This window comes from Enterobacter sp. RHBSTW-00994 (assembly GCF_013782625.1).
Lineage (GTDB): Bacteria > Pseudomonadota > Gammaproteobacteria > Enterobacterales > Enterobacteriaceae > Enterobacter.
Map to the genome: position 1 here is coordinate 1907028 of NZ_CP056199.1, position 15772 is coordinate 1922799.

The 15772-nt window shown below is 50.8% G+C and carries 16 protein-coding genes; 7 read left to right on the forward strand and 9 right to left on the reverse strand.

Annotation, left to right across the window (positions count from 1 at the left end; genetic code table 11):
- Nucleotides 1–62: 62 nt before the first annotated feature.
- Nucleotides 63–917, forward strand: coding sequence for an aldo/keto reductase (locus HV346_RS09120; RefSeq protein WP_181623176.1), 855 nt, complete (start codon nt 63–65; stop codon nt 915–917).
- A 45-nt stretch (nt 918–962) separates the two neighbouring features.
- Here the strand turns inward: HV346_RS09120 and HV346_RS09125 are convergent, their stop codons facing one another.
- Both HV346_RS09125 and gapA read right to left on the reverse strand, forming a co-directional pair.
- Nucleotides 963–1847, reverse strand: a complete 885-nt coding sequence (locus HV346_RS09125; RefSeq protein WP_181623177.1) for a D-hexose-6-phosphate mutarotase — start codon at nt 1845–1847, stop codon at nt 963–965.
- A 75-nt stretch (nt 1848–1922) separates the two neighbouring features.
- Nucleotides 1923–2918 (reverse strand): glyceraldehyde-3-phosphate dehydrogenase, encoded by a 996-nt coding sequence (gene gapA / locus HV346_RS09130; RefSeq protein ID WP_181623178.1) that lies wholly within the window; start codon nt 2916–2918, stop codon nt 1923–1925.
- A gap of 341 nt (nt 2919–3259) precedes the next feature.
- Between gapA and msrB the strand changes: the two genes are divergently transcribed.
- Both msrB and HV346_RS09140 read left to right on the forward strand, forming a co-directional pair.
- On the forward strand, nt 3260–3673 hold the full coding sequence (gene msrB / locus HV346_RS09135; RefSeq protein ID WP_181623179.1) for a peptide-methionine (R)-S-oxide reductase MsrB: 414 nt from the start codon (nt 3260–3262) through the stop codon (nt 3671–3673).
- A gap of 41 nt (nt 3674–3714) precedes the next feature.
- Nucleotides 3715–3990, forward strand: a complete 276-nt coding sequence (locus tag HV346_RS09140; protein ID WP_181623180.1) for a YeaC family protein — start codon at nt 3715–3717, stop codon at nt 3988–3990.
- 59 nt (nt 3991–4049) lie between these two features.
- Here HV346_RS09140 and yajD read toward each other — a convergent pair whose 3' ends face one another.
- The 4 genes from yajD to sppA form a co-directional block, all read right to left on the reverse strand.
- Nucleotides 4050–4394, reverse strand: coding sequence for an HNH nuclease YajD (gene yajD / locus HV346_RS09145; RefSeq protein ID WP_181623181.1), 345 nt, complete (start codon nt 4392–4394; stop codon nt 4050–4052).
- Nucleotides 4395–4456: 62 nt separating this feature from the next.
- The gene (pncA, locus tag HV346_RS09150) at nt 4457–5098 is read right to left on the reverse strand and encodes a bifunctional nicotinamidase/pyrazinamidase (protein ID WP_181623182.1); all 642 of its coding nucleotides are present in this window, start codon (nt 5096–5098) and stop codon (nt 4457–4459) included.
- Between the two features lie 9 nt (nt 5099–5107).
- Nucleotides 5108–6124, reverse strand: a complete 1017-nt coding sequence (ansA, locus tag HV346_RS09155) for an asparaginase (RefSeq protein ID WP_181623183.1) — start codon at nt 6122–6124, stop codon at nt 5108–5110.
- A 61-nt stretch (nt 6125–6185) separates the two neighbouring features.
- Nucleotides 6186–8042, reverse strand: coding sequence for a signal peptide peptidase SppA (gene sppA, locus HV346_RS09160; protein ID WP_181623184.1), 1857 nt, complete (start codon nt 8040–8042; stop codon nt 6186–6188).
- Between the two features lie 166 nt (nt 8043–8208).
- On the opposite strand from sppA, the gene HV346_RS09165 reads away from it, so the two are divergent.
- Nucleotides 8209–8760: an NAD(P)H nitroreductase gene (locus HV346_RS09165; RefSeq protein ID WP_181623185.1), complete on the forward strand. Its 552-nt coding sequence runs from the start codon at nt 8209–8211 to the stop codon at nt 8758–8760.
- A gap of 554 nt (nt 8761–9314) precedes the next feature.
- Here the strand turns inward: HV346_RS09165 and HV346_RS09170 are convergent.
- Complete coding sequence (locus HV346_RS09170; protein WP_181623186.1) at nt 9315–9620, reverse strand: hypothetical protein; 306 nt, start codon at nt 9618–9620, stop codon at nt 9315–9317.
- An 886-nt stretch (nt 9621–10506) separates the two neighbouring features.
- Here HV346_RS09170 and selD point away from each other — a divergent pair.
- Both selD and HV346_RS09180 read left to right on the forward strand, forming a co-directional pair.
- Nucleotides 10507–11550, forward strand: coding sequence for a selenide, water dikinase SelD (gene selD, locus HV346_RS09175; protein WP_181623187.1), 1044 nt, complete (start codon nt 10507–10509; stop codon nt 11548–11550).
- A 4-nt stretch (nt 11551–11554) separates the two neighbouring features.
- Nucleotides 11555–13462 (forward strand): DNA topoisomerase III, encoded by a 1908-nt coding sequence (locus tag HV346_RS09180; RefSeq protein ID WP_181623188.1) that lies wholly within the window; start codon nt 11555–11557, stop codon nt 13460–13462.
- 54 nt (nt 13463–13516) lie between these two features.
- On the opposite strand, the gene gdhA is transcribed toward HV346_RS09180, so the two are convergent.
- The gene (gdhA, locus tag HV346_RS09185; protein ID WP_181623189.1) at nt 13517–14860 is read right to left on the reverse strand and encodes an NADP-specific glutamate dehydrogenase; all 1344 of its coding nucleotides are present in this window, start codon (nt 14858–14860) and stop codon (nt 13517–13519) included.
- A gap of 242 nt (nt 14861–15102) precedes the next feature.
- On the opposite strand from gdhA, the gene HV346_RS09190 reads away from it, so the two are divergent.
- Complete coding sequence (locus tag HV346_RS09190; RefSeq protein WP_239006361.1) at nt 15103–15360, forward strand: YnjH family protein; 258 nt, start codon at nt 15103–15105, stop codon at nt 15358–15360.
- On the opposite strand, the gene HV346_RS09195 is transcribed toward HV346_RS09190, so the two are convergent.
- Complete coding sequence (locus HV346_RS09195; RefSeq protein ID WP_275943329.1) at nt 15320–15736, reverse strand: pyrimidine (deoxy)nucleoside triphosphate diphosphatase; 417 nt, start codon at nt 15734–15736, stop codon at nt 15320–15322. The genes HV346_RS09190 and HV346_RS09195 overlap by 41 nt on opposite strands.
- Nucleotides 15737–15772: the final 36 nt, after the last annotated feature.

Below are 15772 nucleotides of genomic sequence, written 5' to 3' on the forward strand. Positions count from 1 at the left end.
ATCATGACGGGGCGCTTGCGCCCCGTTTGCTTTATGGTGGTGCAGAAAAACAGGAGAACACTATGAACGCAAAATCGGTGACTTTTTCTCGTTCGCATACGCTTGCCGCAATCGGGCAAGGCACATGGTATATGGGTGAAAAAGCCAGCCAACGCAACGACGAAGTGAATGCACTGCGCGCGGGCATTGATCTTGGCCTGACATTGATTGACACCGCTGAAATGTATGCTGAAGGCGGGGCTGAACGGGTTGTAGGAGAAGCGATCAAAGGACAACGTGATAATGTCTACCTGGTCTCTAAAGTTTATCCCTGGAATGCAGGTGGTTCTAAAGGTCAGGCTGCTTGTGAAGCCAGCCTTCGACGTCTGGGAACCGATCATATTGACCTGTACTTGCTGCATTGGCGAGGCGATATCCCTCTGGATGAAACCCTTCAACTCATGATCCGGCTTCAGCAGCAGGGCAAGATTGGTCGCTGGGGCGTCTCGAATCTGGATCTCGGAGATATGCAGGAACTGTGGAGCGAGGAAGGGGGGGCTGATTGTGCAACCAACCAGGTTCTGTATCATCTGGCTTCCCGTGGTATTGAATATGACCTGCTTCCCTGGTGTCAGGAACATGCGATACCGGTGATGGCCTATTGTCCGTTAGCTCAGGCGGGACGGCTGAGATCGGATTTAATGAATCATCCGGTCGTGAACGAGATTGCCCATAATCATCAGTCCACAGTTGCACAGATTTTGCTGGCGTGGGTCATCAGTCATCAGGATGTTATGGCTATCCCTAAGGCGGCGTCGATTGCACATGTCAGGGAAAATGCTGGTGCACTCGATATCATGCTGAGCGCTGAAGAGCTGATTAGACTGGGCAGTGCATTTCCTGCACCAAAACATAAAAGCCCGTTAGATATGGTGTAACGGGCTTTTTACCCTCTCATCACTGGAGAGGGTAAGGCGTCGGCATCAGCGTTTAACGATGCGGATCGTCTGAGCCAGACGAGAAGGTTTATCTCCGCTGGCTTTTTGCAGTGGAGAGACACAGGCTGTTTCAACACAGACGAAGGTTTTGTAACCGTCATCCGGAACATCGCCCATGCTCACAGAAAGTGCGGGACCTGGATTCCAGCCCACAACGTTACTGTTGTGGTGGTGGATAACCTCGATGCCACGATTCAGTTTTGTATCGTGGATCACGCTGCATGCTTCTGGGTTCAGATAAACACGGTCTGTGCGGTCAGGGAAGGTCTGCACGCCGTCGGTTAATTTTCCTTCTTTGGCGTTATCGACTTTGTCGATATAGGTATCGCCAAGTCCGCTTACTTTTACTGCATTGATATCACCTACGTTGAAATAGGTGTGCAGGGCAGAAGAGGTTTCGAAGTCACCGTGGGCTTCGAGTTCGATTTCGCAGGTTTTGCCCAGCTTGAAGCGTGCGTACAGGGTGAAATCGTGCGGCCAAAGTGCGTGCGTTTCATCATTGCTGTGCAGCTCAAAGGTCAATACAGCACCGTTGTCATCTTCGTTATGTGCTTTCAGTGTCCACTGCTGGTTACGGGCGAAACCGTGAGAGGGCAAACCTTGTTCTGCTGCCGGGCCAAACCATGGCCAACAGACAGGAACGCCTCCGCGGATCGCGGCCCCTTTTTTGAAAGAGGTGACAGCGCTCAGCCACAGACCTTCTTCTTCCCCTTCAGGCTTCCAGGAGAGAAGGTGCGCACCATTGAGTGCAACAGATGCTTTAACACGCGGATGATCGACGACAATAATGTCAGCTTCATCAATCTTGCGGCGGGAAAGCACAGGGGTAAGTTGTTCGACTACCGGAAGTGCAAAAATTGTTTTAATCATTACGCAATCCTCTGTCTTTAAAGCAATAAAAAAGGCGACCGAAGTCGCCTTTTTGGATCAGTTTCTCATCTCAACTTATTTGGAGATGTGAGCGATCAGGTCCAGTACTTTGTTAGAGTAACCAGTTTCGTTGTCGTACCAGGATACCAGTTTCACGAAGTTGTCGTTCAGTGCGATACCTGCTTTAGCATCGAACACGGAAGTGCACACTTCACCGTTGAAATCGGTAGATACAACGTCGTCTTCGGTGTAACCCAGAACGCCTTTCATTGGGCCTTCGGAAGCAGCTTTGATTGCTTTCTTAATTTCTTCATAAGAAGCAGCTTTTTCCAGACGAACGGTCAGGTCAACTACAGATACGTTAGGAGTTGGAACGCGGAACGCCATACCCGTCAGTTTACCGTTCAGCTCAGGCAGTACAACGCCTACAGCTTTAGCAGCACCGGTAGAAGAAGGGATGATGTTCTGAGCCGCGCCACGGCCGCCGCGCCAGTCTTTGTGAGACGGGCCGTCAACAGTTTTCTGAGTAGCGGTGGTTGCGTGAACAGTGGTCATCAGGCCTTCAACGATACCGAAGTTGTCGTTGATAACTTTAGCCAGTGGAGCCAGGCAGTTGGTGGTGCAGGATGCGTTGGACACGATGTCCTGGCCTGCGTATTTTTCAAAGTTTGCGCCTTTAACAAACATTGGGGTTTTGTCTTTGGACGGACCAGTCAGAACCACTTTTTTCGCGCCAGCAGTGATGTGCTTACGAGCGGTTTCGTCGGTCAGGAACAGGCCAGTTGCTTCAGCAACAACGTCAACGCCCACTTCGTCCCACTTCAGGTTAGCCGGATCACGCTCAGCGGTAACACGGATTTTTTTACCGTTAACGATCAGATGACCGTCTTTCACTTCAACGGTACCGTTGAAACGGCCGTGAGTGGAGTCATATTTCAGCATGTAAGCCATGTAGTCAGCGTCTAACAGATCGTTGATTGCAACAATCTCGATGTCAGAACGTTCCTGAGCAGCACGGAAAACAATGCGACCGATACGGCCAAAACCGTTGATACCTACTTTGATAGTCATATATTCCACCAGCTATTTGTTAGTGAATAAAAGGTTGCCTGTAAAATTACAAAAACCTTACGCAGCGTCAAGCGGAATCGTGTCAATCATTGCGACAAATCAATCCTGTGACTAACGTTTGTGCGACTGACTCGCCTCACTTTCCCTTTGAGCTAGCAACCACATGGGGGCTGCGCCCGGAATTTTAAAGGCCCGTCAGTATAAAAATGTGATTCGCATCACAATTGACTGACCGGCTTTTCGCGACAAGTAAGTTTAGAACAAAAGTTCAGACTTCAGTGTTAATGTTTTGTTAGAATCCGGGTGAGAAGGTGTCTGTTTCTACAGCGAGATGTAAGCATATGTCGAACCAACGTAACCCTGATGAACTGAAAAAAAATCTCACCGAAATGCAGTTCTATGTCACCCAAAATCATGGGACAGAACCGCCATTTACCGGGCGTTTATTGCACAATAAGCGAGACGGTATCTACCACTGCCTGGTGTGTGACGAACCATTGTTCACTTCGCAATCAAAATACGATTCTGGCTGTGGCTGGCCGAGCTTTTATGAGCCGGTAAGCGATGACGCAATTCGTTACCTGAATGACACAACCCACGGTATGCAGCGCACGGAAATCCGCTGCGGAAACTGTGATGCACATCTCGGGCATGTATTCCCGGATGGCCCTCAACCGACAGGCGAGCGTTTCTGTGTTAATTCCGCATCATTGAGCTTCAGTGATGATGAAAATGGTGACCAGACTAAAGGTTGAAAAAACGATTCAGCAAATTATTCCTTTGAAAGGGAGATATCATGAATATTGAGGACATGATTCACAGCATGACGCCGGACATTTATCAGCGTCTGGTCACTGCCGTTGAACTCGGAAAATGGCCTGATGGTGTGGCGCTGACTGCGGAGCAAAAAGAGAACAGTTTGCAACTGGTGATGCTGTGGCAGGCTCGCAATAACACGGATGCCCAGCACATGACCATCGACACACAAGGTCAGATGGTGATGAAAAGCAAGCGTGAGCTAAAAGAAGACTTTGGTATCACGCCGAAGCCGATTGCGACATTTAGATCCTGATTGTTCTCATCCCTCTGGGGCAAATCTTTCGTTTGCTCCGGAGGAAGAGAACAGGGCGATCACTTCTTATCCATCATCGCTTTAAGATTGGCAAACGGGTTGTATTTGGCTTCGCCAACGCTATCCTGCGCGTCTTCCCCTGCCACAACCGTTGAACCATATTGGTCGGCTTCGGTGTATTTCGAATGTTCATGGTCATGGCAGTACAGGCACAACATTTCCCAGTTGCTGCCATCCTCAGGGTTATTCGAGTGGTCGTGGTCGATATGATGCACGGTCAGTTCGCGCAAATTCGAATAGACGAACTCACGAGAACAGCGCCCACAAACCCAGGGGAAGAGCTTTAGCGCCTTTTCCCGATAACCGACTTCCAGTCGCGCGTAATTTTTAGGGATAAAAGCCATAATCCTCAAGTCTCCTGCTTAAATGATGAGCGATAGCAAACGTGCTATCGCTGATTGATGCTTTACGGCTGGGTCTCTTCCCAGTCTGCCAGTGTATACAGCGTTGCACCCGCAACTGACATCTCCATAAAGGCTAATGTGCTGTCCTGCGTCTGAATGTTGACGCCCCGACATCCGTCGGTGATTACGCTGACGTTGTACCCGAGTTTGAGTGCGTCCAGTACCGTAAATTTCACGCAGTAATCTGTCGCCAGCCCCATTACGATGAGATCGCGGATCTCATGGTGGCGCAACCAGGCATCCAGTTCCGTCTTTTGGCGATGACCGTTGTCAAAAAACGCACTGTAGCTGTCAATGCGTGGGTTTTCACCTTTGTGGAAGACAGCATCAATCGCTTTCTGGTTCAGCAGCGGGTGCAGTTCCGCACCTGGCGTTTGCTGAACACAATGATCGGGCCAGAACGTTTGCGCCAGTCCATCAAGTTCTCCCTGGGTGAAGGGAGCAACGTGATGCTGGCTGGCGAAACTGCCGTGGTTCGCAGGATGCCAGTCCTGGCTTGCGACAACGGCGTCTTCGCGCGCGTTGCACCAGGCAATAAGCCTGTTTGCCACGTCGATGGTGCTGTCACCTTCGGTGACAGCCAGCGCGCCACCCGCACAGAAGTCATTTTGCAGATCAACCAGTAGCAAAGCACGATGTGACATACGAGCTCCTTATTCGTCTGGCGTCAGTTCGCCGCGCAGATTTTGCATCATGGCATTGCGGATGGACTGTACATCCAGATCCTGACTGAGTAAGTAGTGAAGTTTAGTCAGCGTCGCCTCGACCGTCATATCAAAACCGCTAATCACCCCCGCATGCGCCAGCGCATTCCCGGTTGCATAGCCTCCCATGTTAACTTTGCCAGACATACATTGAGTCAGGTTGACGACGACAATCCCGCGTTCACTTGCTTCCTGTAGTTCTTTCAGGAACTCGCCGTTCTGCGGGGCATTACCCACACCGTAAGAACGCAGGATCAGGGCCTTCACTGGCTGGCGCAGGAAGTTGCGCACCACGTCGGCGGAAATTCCCGGATAGATGGTTACCACGCCGATAGGTTGTGGCGTAATCGGATGGACAATCAGTTCACCTGCGGTATGGGGGGCAGGCGGTGTTCCCAGACGGCGAATATGGATCCCCGCTTCCAGCAAGGGTTGTAGATTTGGCGAGGCAAAGGCATCAAAACCATCGGCATGGGCTTTCGTGGTGCGGTTGCCGCGATACAGACGATTGTTAAAGAACAGCGATACTTCATTGATCGGGTAGTTAGCCGCTACGTACAGAGAGTTAAGCAAATTGATCTGCCCGTCTGAGCGCAACTCGGCCAGCGGGATTTGTGAGCCAGTGACAATGACAGGCTTACCCAGATTTTCCAGCATGAACGAGAGGGCCGACGCGGTAAACGCCATGGTGTCAGTGCCGTGCAGAATGACAAAACCATCGTACTTGTCGTAGTTAGCCTGAATATCGTCAGCAATATGCTGCCAGTCTTCCGGCGTCATATCTGAGGAATCCATCAATGGTTCATATTCGTGGATGGTGAAATCTGGCATTTCCGGGCGATGAAACTCCGGCATCAAGGCGAGCTGACGTTGCAGGTGACCGGATACCGGGATATAGCCATTTTCAGAGCGCTGCATACCAATAGTCCCGCCGGTATACGCTACATAGATTGATTTCTTCTGCATGATAGTGAGTTTCTTGTGCTTCAAAGAAAAATCCCCTCTTCTCGCAAAGAGGGGACCGGTTTTAACGTACGTTTGCGCAGGTCAGGCAAAACGCATAACGGCTCTGTGGATCATTAAAGGTGGCGAGTTTGTCGCTTTCCACTTTCATCGCTTTTGCAGCAGTAGCGACAGGGGCTGGCAGGTACGCCTGCAAAGCGTCTGGCAACATGGCACGCACGGAGCCAGACATACTATCCATCACCATATCGAAGAAAGACGGTTCATCCTGGTAGTATTCAACATGCCATTGTTTGAGTTTTGCCAGTTCAGCCGCTTTGGCTACGGCGTCATCAAAATCACCAAGGCTGTCCACCAGACCGTTGTTCTTCGCATCTTGCCCGGTCCAGACGTGACCTTGCGCAATCTGGTCGATCTGTTCAGGTGTTTTTTTACGGGAATCGGCCACCAGCGAGATGAAGCGCTTATAGCCGCTTTCAATGCTGAGCTGCATCATTTCCGACACTTCTGGCGGCAGGGCTTTCGTTACGGAGATGTCAGCCAGGGGAGAGGTCGAAACGCCATCCGTATGAACGCCCAGATAATCAAGGCTGTTCTCAACGGTATTAATGACGCCGAAGATCCCGATGGAGCCGGTCAATGTGCTTGGGTTGGCCACAATATAGTTAGCAGGCGTGGAGATCCAGTAACCACCTGATGCCGCCATTCCCCCCATGGAGACCACAACCGGCTTGCCTGCCGCGCGGGCGGCGACCAGTTCAGCGCGGATCACTTCAGAGGCGCTAACGCTACCACCAGGACTGTTGACGCGCAGGACGATGGCTTTGACTTTTGGATCAAGGCGGGCATCGCGGATCTGTGAGGCCGTGGTATCACCGCCGACATTTCCCGGCGTTTCCTGGCCGTCCATAATGGCGCCGTTGGCGAATACCACCGCCACGCTGCTGCCAGTTTCCGCTGGTTTCTTCGGCGTGTAATCGTACAGGCTTATCGCACTGTAATTTTTATCTTCTTTGCTCCAGCCAAACTGTTTGGTCAGGGCTTTTTCTATTTCTGCACTGGAACCCAGTGCATCCACCAGTTTGTTATCGAGGGCATATTTCGCGGTATCACCCTCCGCTTTACGCAACCCAGCCAGCATTCCTTGTGCTCCAGGGAAGACTTGCTCAGCAGTGATCTGGCGGTTGGCCGCAATCGTGCCCAGATAGTTCTGCCACAGCTCGCCAATCCAGCGGCTGTCTGCTTCACGGGCAGCAGGTGACATATCATCACGGATAAACGGTTCTACGGCAGATTTATAGGTCCCGACACGGAAAACATGCGTGGTGACTTTCAGTTTATCGAGCAGCGATTTGTAGTACAGACCGTTGGTTGCAAACCCATGCAGATCGACAGTACCTTGTGGCGAAAGCCAAATTTTATTTGCAAAACTCGCCAGATAATATTGTCCCTGGCTGTAGCTATCACCGACGGCAATCACTGGTTTGCCGCTGTCGCGGAATTCGCGTAATGCTTTACCGATGTACTGCATCGAGGGTTGATCAGCCCCGGCAAAGTTTTTCAGATCGAGAACGATCCCGGTAATGTTGCGATCGTCTTTTGCCTGGCGAATAGCATCGACGATATCAAAGAGCGAGTTTTCCTGCAGACGATCGGATGTTGCACCAAACAGTTGACGGCCAATCACGCCCAGGCGGTTGCTGGTGGATGGCTTATCAACGATAACTCCGGCAATATCAAGCAACAATGCGCCGCGGGTCGAATGTTGCGCCTGGCTGGTGCTGCTGATGTGCATCCAGATGCCCGCACAAACCAGAACCAGGAAGATGAAAAACAAGTTCATCATCAGTTCGCGGACAAAGTTGAGCAGTCGCCACGTCCATTTAAAGAAGCCGGCAAAGATTCGCCAAAGGGTTCGCATGTATTCTCCCTAACCAGATAATAACGGTTCCGTCGCTACTGGACGGCAATGTGGGGTTATCGTAATGACCCAACCGCCACTTGTCAGCAGGAATCGCCCACCGCGCTGTAACAAAATCTGCTGTCGTGTTAATTTTGTGAGCAAATTTCAAGACAGGAGTTAATTAATGGACGCACTTGAACTGCTTGTTAACCGTCGTAGTGCTTCGCGCCTGGCTGAGCCTGCGCCTGCAGGCGAGCAACTGGACAACATTTTGCGTGCCGGTATGCGCGCGCCGGATCACGGTACGTTGCAGCCATGGCATTTCTTTATCATTGAAGGTGAAGGCCGCGATCGCTTCAGCGCCTTGCTGGAGCAAGGGGCTATTGCTGCAGGCCAGGATGAAAAAGGGATCGAGAAAGCCCGCAGTGCACCGTTCCGCGCGCCAATGATCATTGCCGTGGTGGCGAAATGTCAGCCTGAACATAAAGTACCGGTGTGGGAACAGGAGATGTCAGCGGGTTGTGCGGTAATGGCGATGCAAATGGCTGCTGTCGCACAAGGTTTTAACGGTATCTGGCGTACGGGGCCGCTCACCGAAAGCCTGGTGGTGCGTGAAGGTCTGGCGTGCGGCGAACATGATAAAATCGTCGGATTCCTTTATCTCGGCACGCCACAGCTTAAAGCATCCAGTACAATAAACGTGCCGGACACGACGCCTTTCGTCAGCCGTTTCTGACCGCACGCTAACTGTCTGGATCCTGATCACTTGCAGCAAAATTCAGACAGTTAAACATTTCTTTTTCCCTCAACGTATTATCAAATACCAAATCCGGTTTCGACGTTCCAGACTATAGCGAACATCAGATATAATCTGTTCGAACGTTAATTCCTCCCATACCGCCAAACATTCCAGCATACCTTTAATTTGTCGACTGGAAACCTGGTGGTAAATTACATCCTTTATTTCTTCCTTTGAGTACCAAACAGGACATTTATTTTTGTAATCAAAAATAGGGAACTTATTCATGTTGACTGTAATAACCCACAGCATGTTGATTTTTTTATTTTAAAAGCCGAATCCTTTACACCCTGTAACTGCTATTTTTCGATAACAGGCCAAACCATCTCTGTTTAACAAACGGAGTAAACGTTCTCAGTTGCTTAAACATAGCTTGCTAATACAAGTAAAAAGAAATACAGATTGATCAGGATTGATATTGCAAACAGTGACCAGAAAATGATTTTTTTCATTGACGATTAAAACGTAAAAGGTTGAGCCCGTACAACACATTAAAACCAACACGTCGACCCGTTGTCTGCTTGTGAACCTCCAGTTTCGCCGCAAGCAGGGAGGGTTTTTCCGTCATGGGTAATCATGGTGTAGCCATCGCTGCTTTTATACGTTGAGCTTTGCTTCTTGTGTTTAGGGTGTGGTTTGACATCGCAATCACCGTGAGCCTCCTGGACTTGTGTACAATAGCCGCTTGCATAAAGATCGACATCATCGCCGTCTATACGATGTTTATGAGAATGAGGGGCTGCGACAACACAACCACTTAAAACCATCACCCATGCTATCAAAATGACTTTTTTCATTTTTTAGAACCTATACATTAAACAGATTAAGGAATATTTTTATTATTGATGTAAAACCAATTGTAAGTAACACGAATAACACCCATGTGAAAAAATAGAGCTCACTCATTTCATTGTGCTTGCCTCAGTATAAAATCAACGATCAAATCCATCAAAAAAGAATGTTCAATCCAATGAACTATTTCTAGCCACAAAAGAATACCTATAATTAAATAAAGGCAATGCCAAATACCTTTAATTTGGTTCATTTATTCACTCGGAAGTGTTGTTTTAGTTTAATACCTGATAGTCAGGGGGAGTTGATATAACAGATATTAACAATGCACCTGTTTAACAATCTTCTCCATAGTGTTAACGATAAATGGATAAAGCCAATGTGTTAACGCTGGAAGTATTCATCATTTAATGTGTACTGCATTTTTACTTTAAACATATTTGTCGGCCTTTAATTTCGGTGTGAAATAATGGTAACCCGGTAAAATGCAGGGATCAATGTGTTTCTATAAAAGATACATTAAAGATTTTTATGAACATGCATATAAAATAAATGTTTACTTATTCTGACCCTTTCGTTCGAAATTAGTTTGCTGACCATTAGCCGCCTAAATTAAATGATTGTTGTAAATAACCATTTACTGAGTTAAATCGGGTTCCACATCCTTCATCAGACCCGGTAATAACGCAATGGCCCTGTCAGGCAATTGTACTTCACGCGTATTCTTTTCACCGGGCGGGAGATTAGTCCTGAAGATGAAACACGTCCTTTAGCGGTGATGCCCGCCATGATAGAATTCTTCTAAATTTACACCGATTTTACGATGTGCTATGTGAGATTCTGTAATATATACATCTACTTACATGGCTTTCATCCGGTCAGGAGATGTCAATGAGCGAGCAAACTATTCGTTTAACGCAATACAGCCACGGAGCGGGTTGCGGTTGTAAAATTTCCCCAAAAGTGCTGGAAACCATCCTGCACAGTGAGCAGGCGAAGTTTGTCGACCCGAACCTGCTTGTTGGTAATGAAACGCGGGACGATGCCGCGGTCTACGATTTAGGTAACGGCACAAGCATTATCAGTACTACTGATTTCTTTATGCCTATTGTCGACAATCCGTTCGATTTTGGGCGCATCGCGGCAACCAATGCCATCAGTGACATTTTCGCAATGGGCGGCAAACCGATTATGGCCATCGCGATTCTGGGTTGGCCCATCAACACGCTTGCACCGGAAATTGCTCGCGATGTGATTGAAGGCGGCCGTTTTGCCTGCCAGCAGGCGGGTATCGCCCTTGCTGGAGGTCATTCTATCGATGCCCCTGAACCTATCTTTGGTCTTGCCGTCACCGGCGTTGTGCCAACTGAACGTGTCAAACGCAACAGCACGGCGCAGGCCGGGTGTAAACTTTTCCTCACCAAGCCACTGGGTATTGGCGTGCTCACCACGGCGGAGAAAAAATCGCTGCTCAAACCGGAACATATTGGTCTGGCAACAGAGGTGATGTGTCAGATGAACCTCGCTGGGGCAGCATTCGCAAATATTGACGGCGTTAAAGCGATGACGGATGTGACCGGCTTTGGTCTGCTCGGCCATTTAAGCGAAGTGTGCCAGGGTGCAGGTGTGCAGGCGCAAGTCTGGTATCAGGATGTGCCGAAGCTGCCGGGCGTTGAAGCTTATATTGCACAGGGCGCAGTGCCGGGCGGTACACAGCGTAACTTCGCCAGCTACGGTCATCTGATGGGCGATATGCCTGCCGAATGGCGCGACCTGCTGTGCGATCCGCAAACTTCCGGTGGTCTGTTGTTGGCTGTAACGCCAGATGCCGAAGCTGACGTTCAGGCCACGGCCGCAGAGTTTGGTATCACGCTGACCACGATCGGCGAGCTGGTAACCGCGCGCGGTGGTCGTCCAATGATTGAGATCCGTTAATTCGATGCGGTTGTTTATTGCCGAAAAACCGAGCCTGGCCCGTGCTATTGCTGATGTGCTGCCAAAGCCACATCGCAAGGGCGACGGTTTTATCGAATGCGGTAACGGGCAGGTGGTCACCTGGTGTATTGGTCACCTGCTGGAACAGGCGCAACCTGATGTTTACGACAGCCGCTATGCTCGCTGGAACCTCAACGACCTCCCCATCGTGCCGGAAAAGTGGCGTCTGCAACCTCGTCCGTCGGTGACAAAACAGCTTAACGTGATCAAGCGTTTCCTGCATGACGCGTCTGAAGTTATCCACGCGGGTGACCCTGACAGAGAAGGACAACTGCTGGTGGACGAGGTGCTGGATTATCTCGAACTGGCTCCGGAAAAGCGCCAACAGGTGCAGCGTTGTCTGATAAACGATCTCAACCCGCAGGCGGTAGAGCGGGCGATTTCCCGTCTGCGTGCTAACAGTGAGTTTATTCCATTGTGCGTTTCCGCCCTGGCGCGTGCGCGTGCGGACTGGTTGTACGGGATCAACATGACCCGTGCTTATACCATTCTGGGACGCAACGCGGGCTATCAGGGCGTGCTTTCTGTCGGGCGTGTTCAGACCCCGGTGTTAGGACTGGTGGTACGCCGTGACGAAGAGATCGAGAATTTCGTCGCTAAAGATTTCTTTGAAGTCAAAGCACACATTGTTACGCCTAAGGATGAGCGTTTCACGGCGACATGGCAGCCAAGCGATGCCTGTGAATCCTATCAGGATGAAGAGGGGCGGTTGTTGCACCGTCCGCTGGCGGACCATGTGGTCAACCGGATCACCGGCCAGCCCGCGTTTGTCACCAGCTATAACGATAAACGGGAATCAGAACCTGCTCCGCTGCCATTTTCCCTTTCTGCATTGCAGATTGAGGCTGCCAAGCGGTTTGGTCTGAGCGCGCAAAATGTGCTCGATATCTGCCAGAAGTTGTATGAAACCCATAAGTTGATCACCTACCCGCGTTCAGATAGCCGCTATTTGCCTGAAGAACACTTTGCGGGACGGCAGGCGGTCATGAACGCGATTAGCGTTCACGCCCCGGATTTACTACCGCAACCAGTCGTCAACCCGGATACCCGTAATCGTTGCTGGGATGATAAAAAAGTGGATGCCCACCACGCGATTATCCCGACAGCGCGCAGCAGTTCGGTCAACCTGACGGAGAATGAGTCGAAGGTATATAACCTCGTTGCCCGCCAGTACCTGATGCAATTCTGCCCTGATGCGGTGTTCCGCAAGTGTGTGATTGAGCTGGATATTGCCAAAGGCAAATTCGTCGCTAAAGCACGCTTCCTCGCAGAGGCTGGCTGGCGCACGCTGTTGGGCAATAAAGAGCGTGACGAAGAGAATGACGGCACGCCGTTGCCGGTGGTGGCAAAAGATGACGAACTGTTGTGCGAGAAAGGGGAAGTGATTGAACGGCAAACTCAGCCGCCGCGTCATTTCACCGATGCCACACTGTTATCTGCAATGACCGGGATCGCCCGTTTTGTGCAGGATAAAGATCTGAAAAAGATCCTGCGTGCCACGGATGGTCTGGGAACTGAAGCGACACGCGCAGGTATTATTGAGCTGTTGTTTAAACGCGGTTTCCTGGTCAAAAAAGGGCGCTATATCCACTCTACTGACCCAGGACGGGCACTGATCCACTCCCTGCCTGAACTGGCGGCTCGCCCGGACATGACGGCACACTGGGAGTCGATCCTGACGCAAATCAGTGAGAAGCAGTGCCGCTATCAGGATTTCATGCAGCCACTGGTGGGAACATTGTTTGAGTTGATTAACCAGGCGCGTAGCACGCCGGTGAAGCAGTTCAGAGGAATGGTTGCGCCAGGCGGCGGCGCGAAGAAACCGTTCAAAAAGAAGAAAAGTGCGGCCTGACACCCGATTGTGGCCCTCTCCCGACGGGAGAGGGCCAGCCGCACGATCAATATCTTAAATTACACCTTGTCCGATCATGGCATCGGCAACTTTCACAAACCCGGCAATATTGGCTCCGCGCACATAATTGGTTTGCTTCGCCTCACCGCCGTATTCCACACATGCGTGGTGAATATCCAGCATGATGTGGTGCAGACGCGCATCCACTTTCTCCGCTTTCCAGCCCAGACGTGCGGCGTTTTGCGCCATTTCCAGCCCAGAGGTGGCCACGCCACCTGCGTTTGCCGCTTTACCTGGCGCAAACAGCACGCCAGCTTCCAGGAACAGATCGGTTGCTTCAATGGTGGTTGGCATGTTGGCGCCTTCCGCGACCGCTTTCACGCCATGCGTAATCAATGCGCGCGCGGCTTCAGCGTCCAGTTCGTTTTGGGTTGCACATGGCAAGGCGATATCAACAGGCACAGACCAGGGTTGTTTACCTTCGAGATAGATCAGGCCAAACTCGCGGGCATAATCTGCCACGCGGCCATCGCGGCTGGCCTTGATTTCACAGAGCCGCGCCAGTTTTTCTGCCGTAAAGCCCGCTTCATCTACGACTGTGCCACTGGAATCTGACGCTGTTACTACGCGCGCCCCAAACTGCATCGCTTTTTCAATGGCGTACTGCGCAACGTTTCCAGAGCCTGAAACCGCCACCCGCATCCCTTCAAAACTCAGTCCATGACGCTTCAGCATGGCCTCCGTGAAATAGACCAGCCCATAGCCAGTGGCTTCCGGGCGAATCAGGCTGCCGCCAAACGAGAGGCCTTTTCCGGTAAAGACGCAGGCACTGTTATTGGACAGTTTTTTCATCATACCAGCCATAAAGCCGACTTCACGGCCACCCACGCCGATGTCTCCCGCAGGGACGTCAGTGTCCGGGCCAAGATGACGGTACAGTTCCGTCATCAGCGCCTGGCAGAAGCGCATCACTTCACCTTCGCTTTTGCCTTTTGGATCGAAATCACTGCCGCCTTTGCCGCCACCCATTGGCAGGGTGGTGAGCGCATTTTTAAAGGTCTGTTCAAAGCCCAGGAACTTCAGGATCGACAGGTTTACGGAAGGGTGGAAACGCATTCCCCCCTTAAAAGGACCAATGGCCGAGTTAAACTGCACGCGCCACGCGCGGTTCACCTGTACCTGATTGCGATCATCGACCCAAACAACGCGGAACTGAATCACTCGTTCTGGTTCAACCAGGCGTTCGAGCAGAGACATCTGACGATAACGTGGGTTTTCTTCGAGGAATGGCCACAAGGTGGTCATGACTTCGCGTACGGCTTGTGCAAACTCGCTCTGATGCGGGTCGCGCTGTTGAACATGGGTTAAAAACGATTCCAGAGAGCGTGTCTGATCCATAGATATAAGAACCTCTTATAATATTTTATGTATGTTGTGTAGGCGATTTGTGGTCTTTTTCGACTATACCACCCGTACCGCTTTGCCAGGCAAGCAGAAATTGACCGCTAAAGGGAAATTCATTATCGGGCGCGGGTCATAACAAAAAGCGATGACAAGAGAAATTAAAGGTTCGGCGTTGATTTACCGTTATAGTCAGTATCAGGAGACAACAGGAAGAGACCTCTATGAATCGTTATGTGATGACCGCTGTGTTTGCCCTTTTATCTGCCAGTGCGCAGGCGGACCGTCTTCGTCCGGATGTACAGGTGAATGTCCCGCCGGACGTGTTCAGCTCCGGCGGACAAAGTTCGCAGCCCTGCAATCAGTGCTGCATCTATCAGGATCAAAATTATTCTGAAGGGGCGGTGGTGAAGGCAGACGGTGTGCTGTTGCAGTGTCAGCGTGATGAGAGAACCATCAGCACGAATCCGCTGGTCTGGCGTCGCGTAAAAGGATAAACGCGTGCAGCAGCGGGATATCTGCCGGGGCTAAGGAATAAGTCAACGCCTCTTCAGGCGTACACCACGCCAGGGCGCTGTGGTAGTGCGCCGTAAGTTCGCCAGTATACGCGGGAACATGCCACGCATGCAGATGGATGAGCCTCTGCGAGACTTCCCGCTGATGACTGGCGATATAGCATCCAGGCTGCGCAACAATCCCCAGTTCTTCACGCAATTCGCGGGTGAGTGCCTGCGGTTGCGTCTCTCCTGCTTCCACTTTTCCTCCGGCAAATTCCCACATTCCCGGTTGATCGGCATGGGCGGGGCGTTGTGCCAGCAAAATGCGACCGTCTTTTTCGAGGATTGCAGCCACTACATCGATGGTTTTCAGCATGGTCGTCAATAACAGGTTACGGAAAACGACATAATA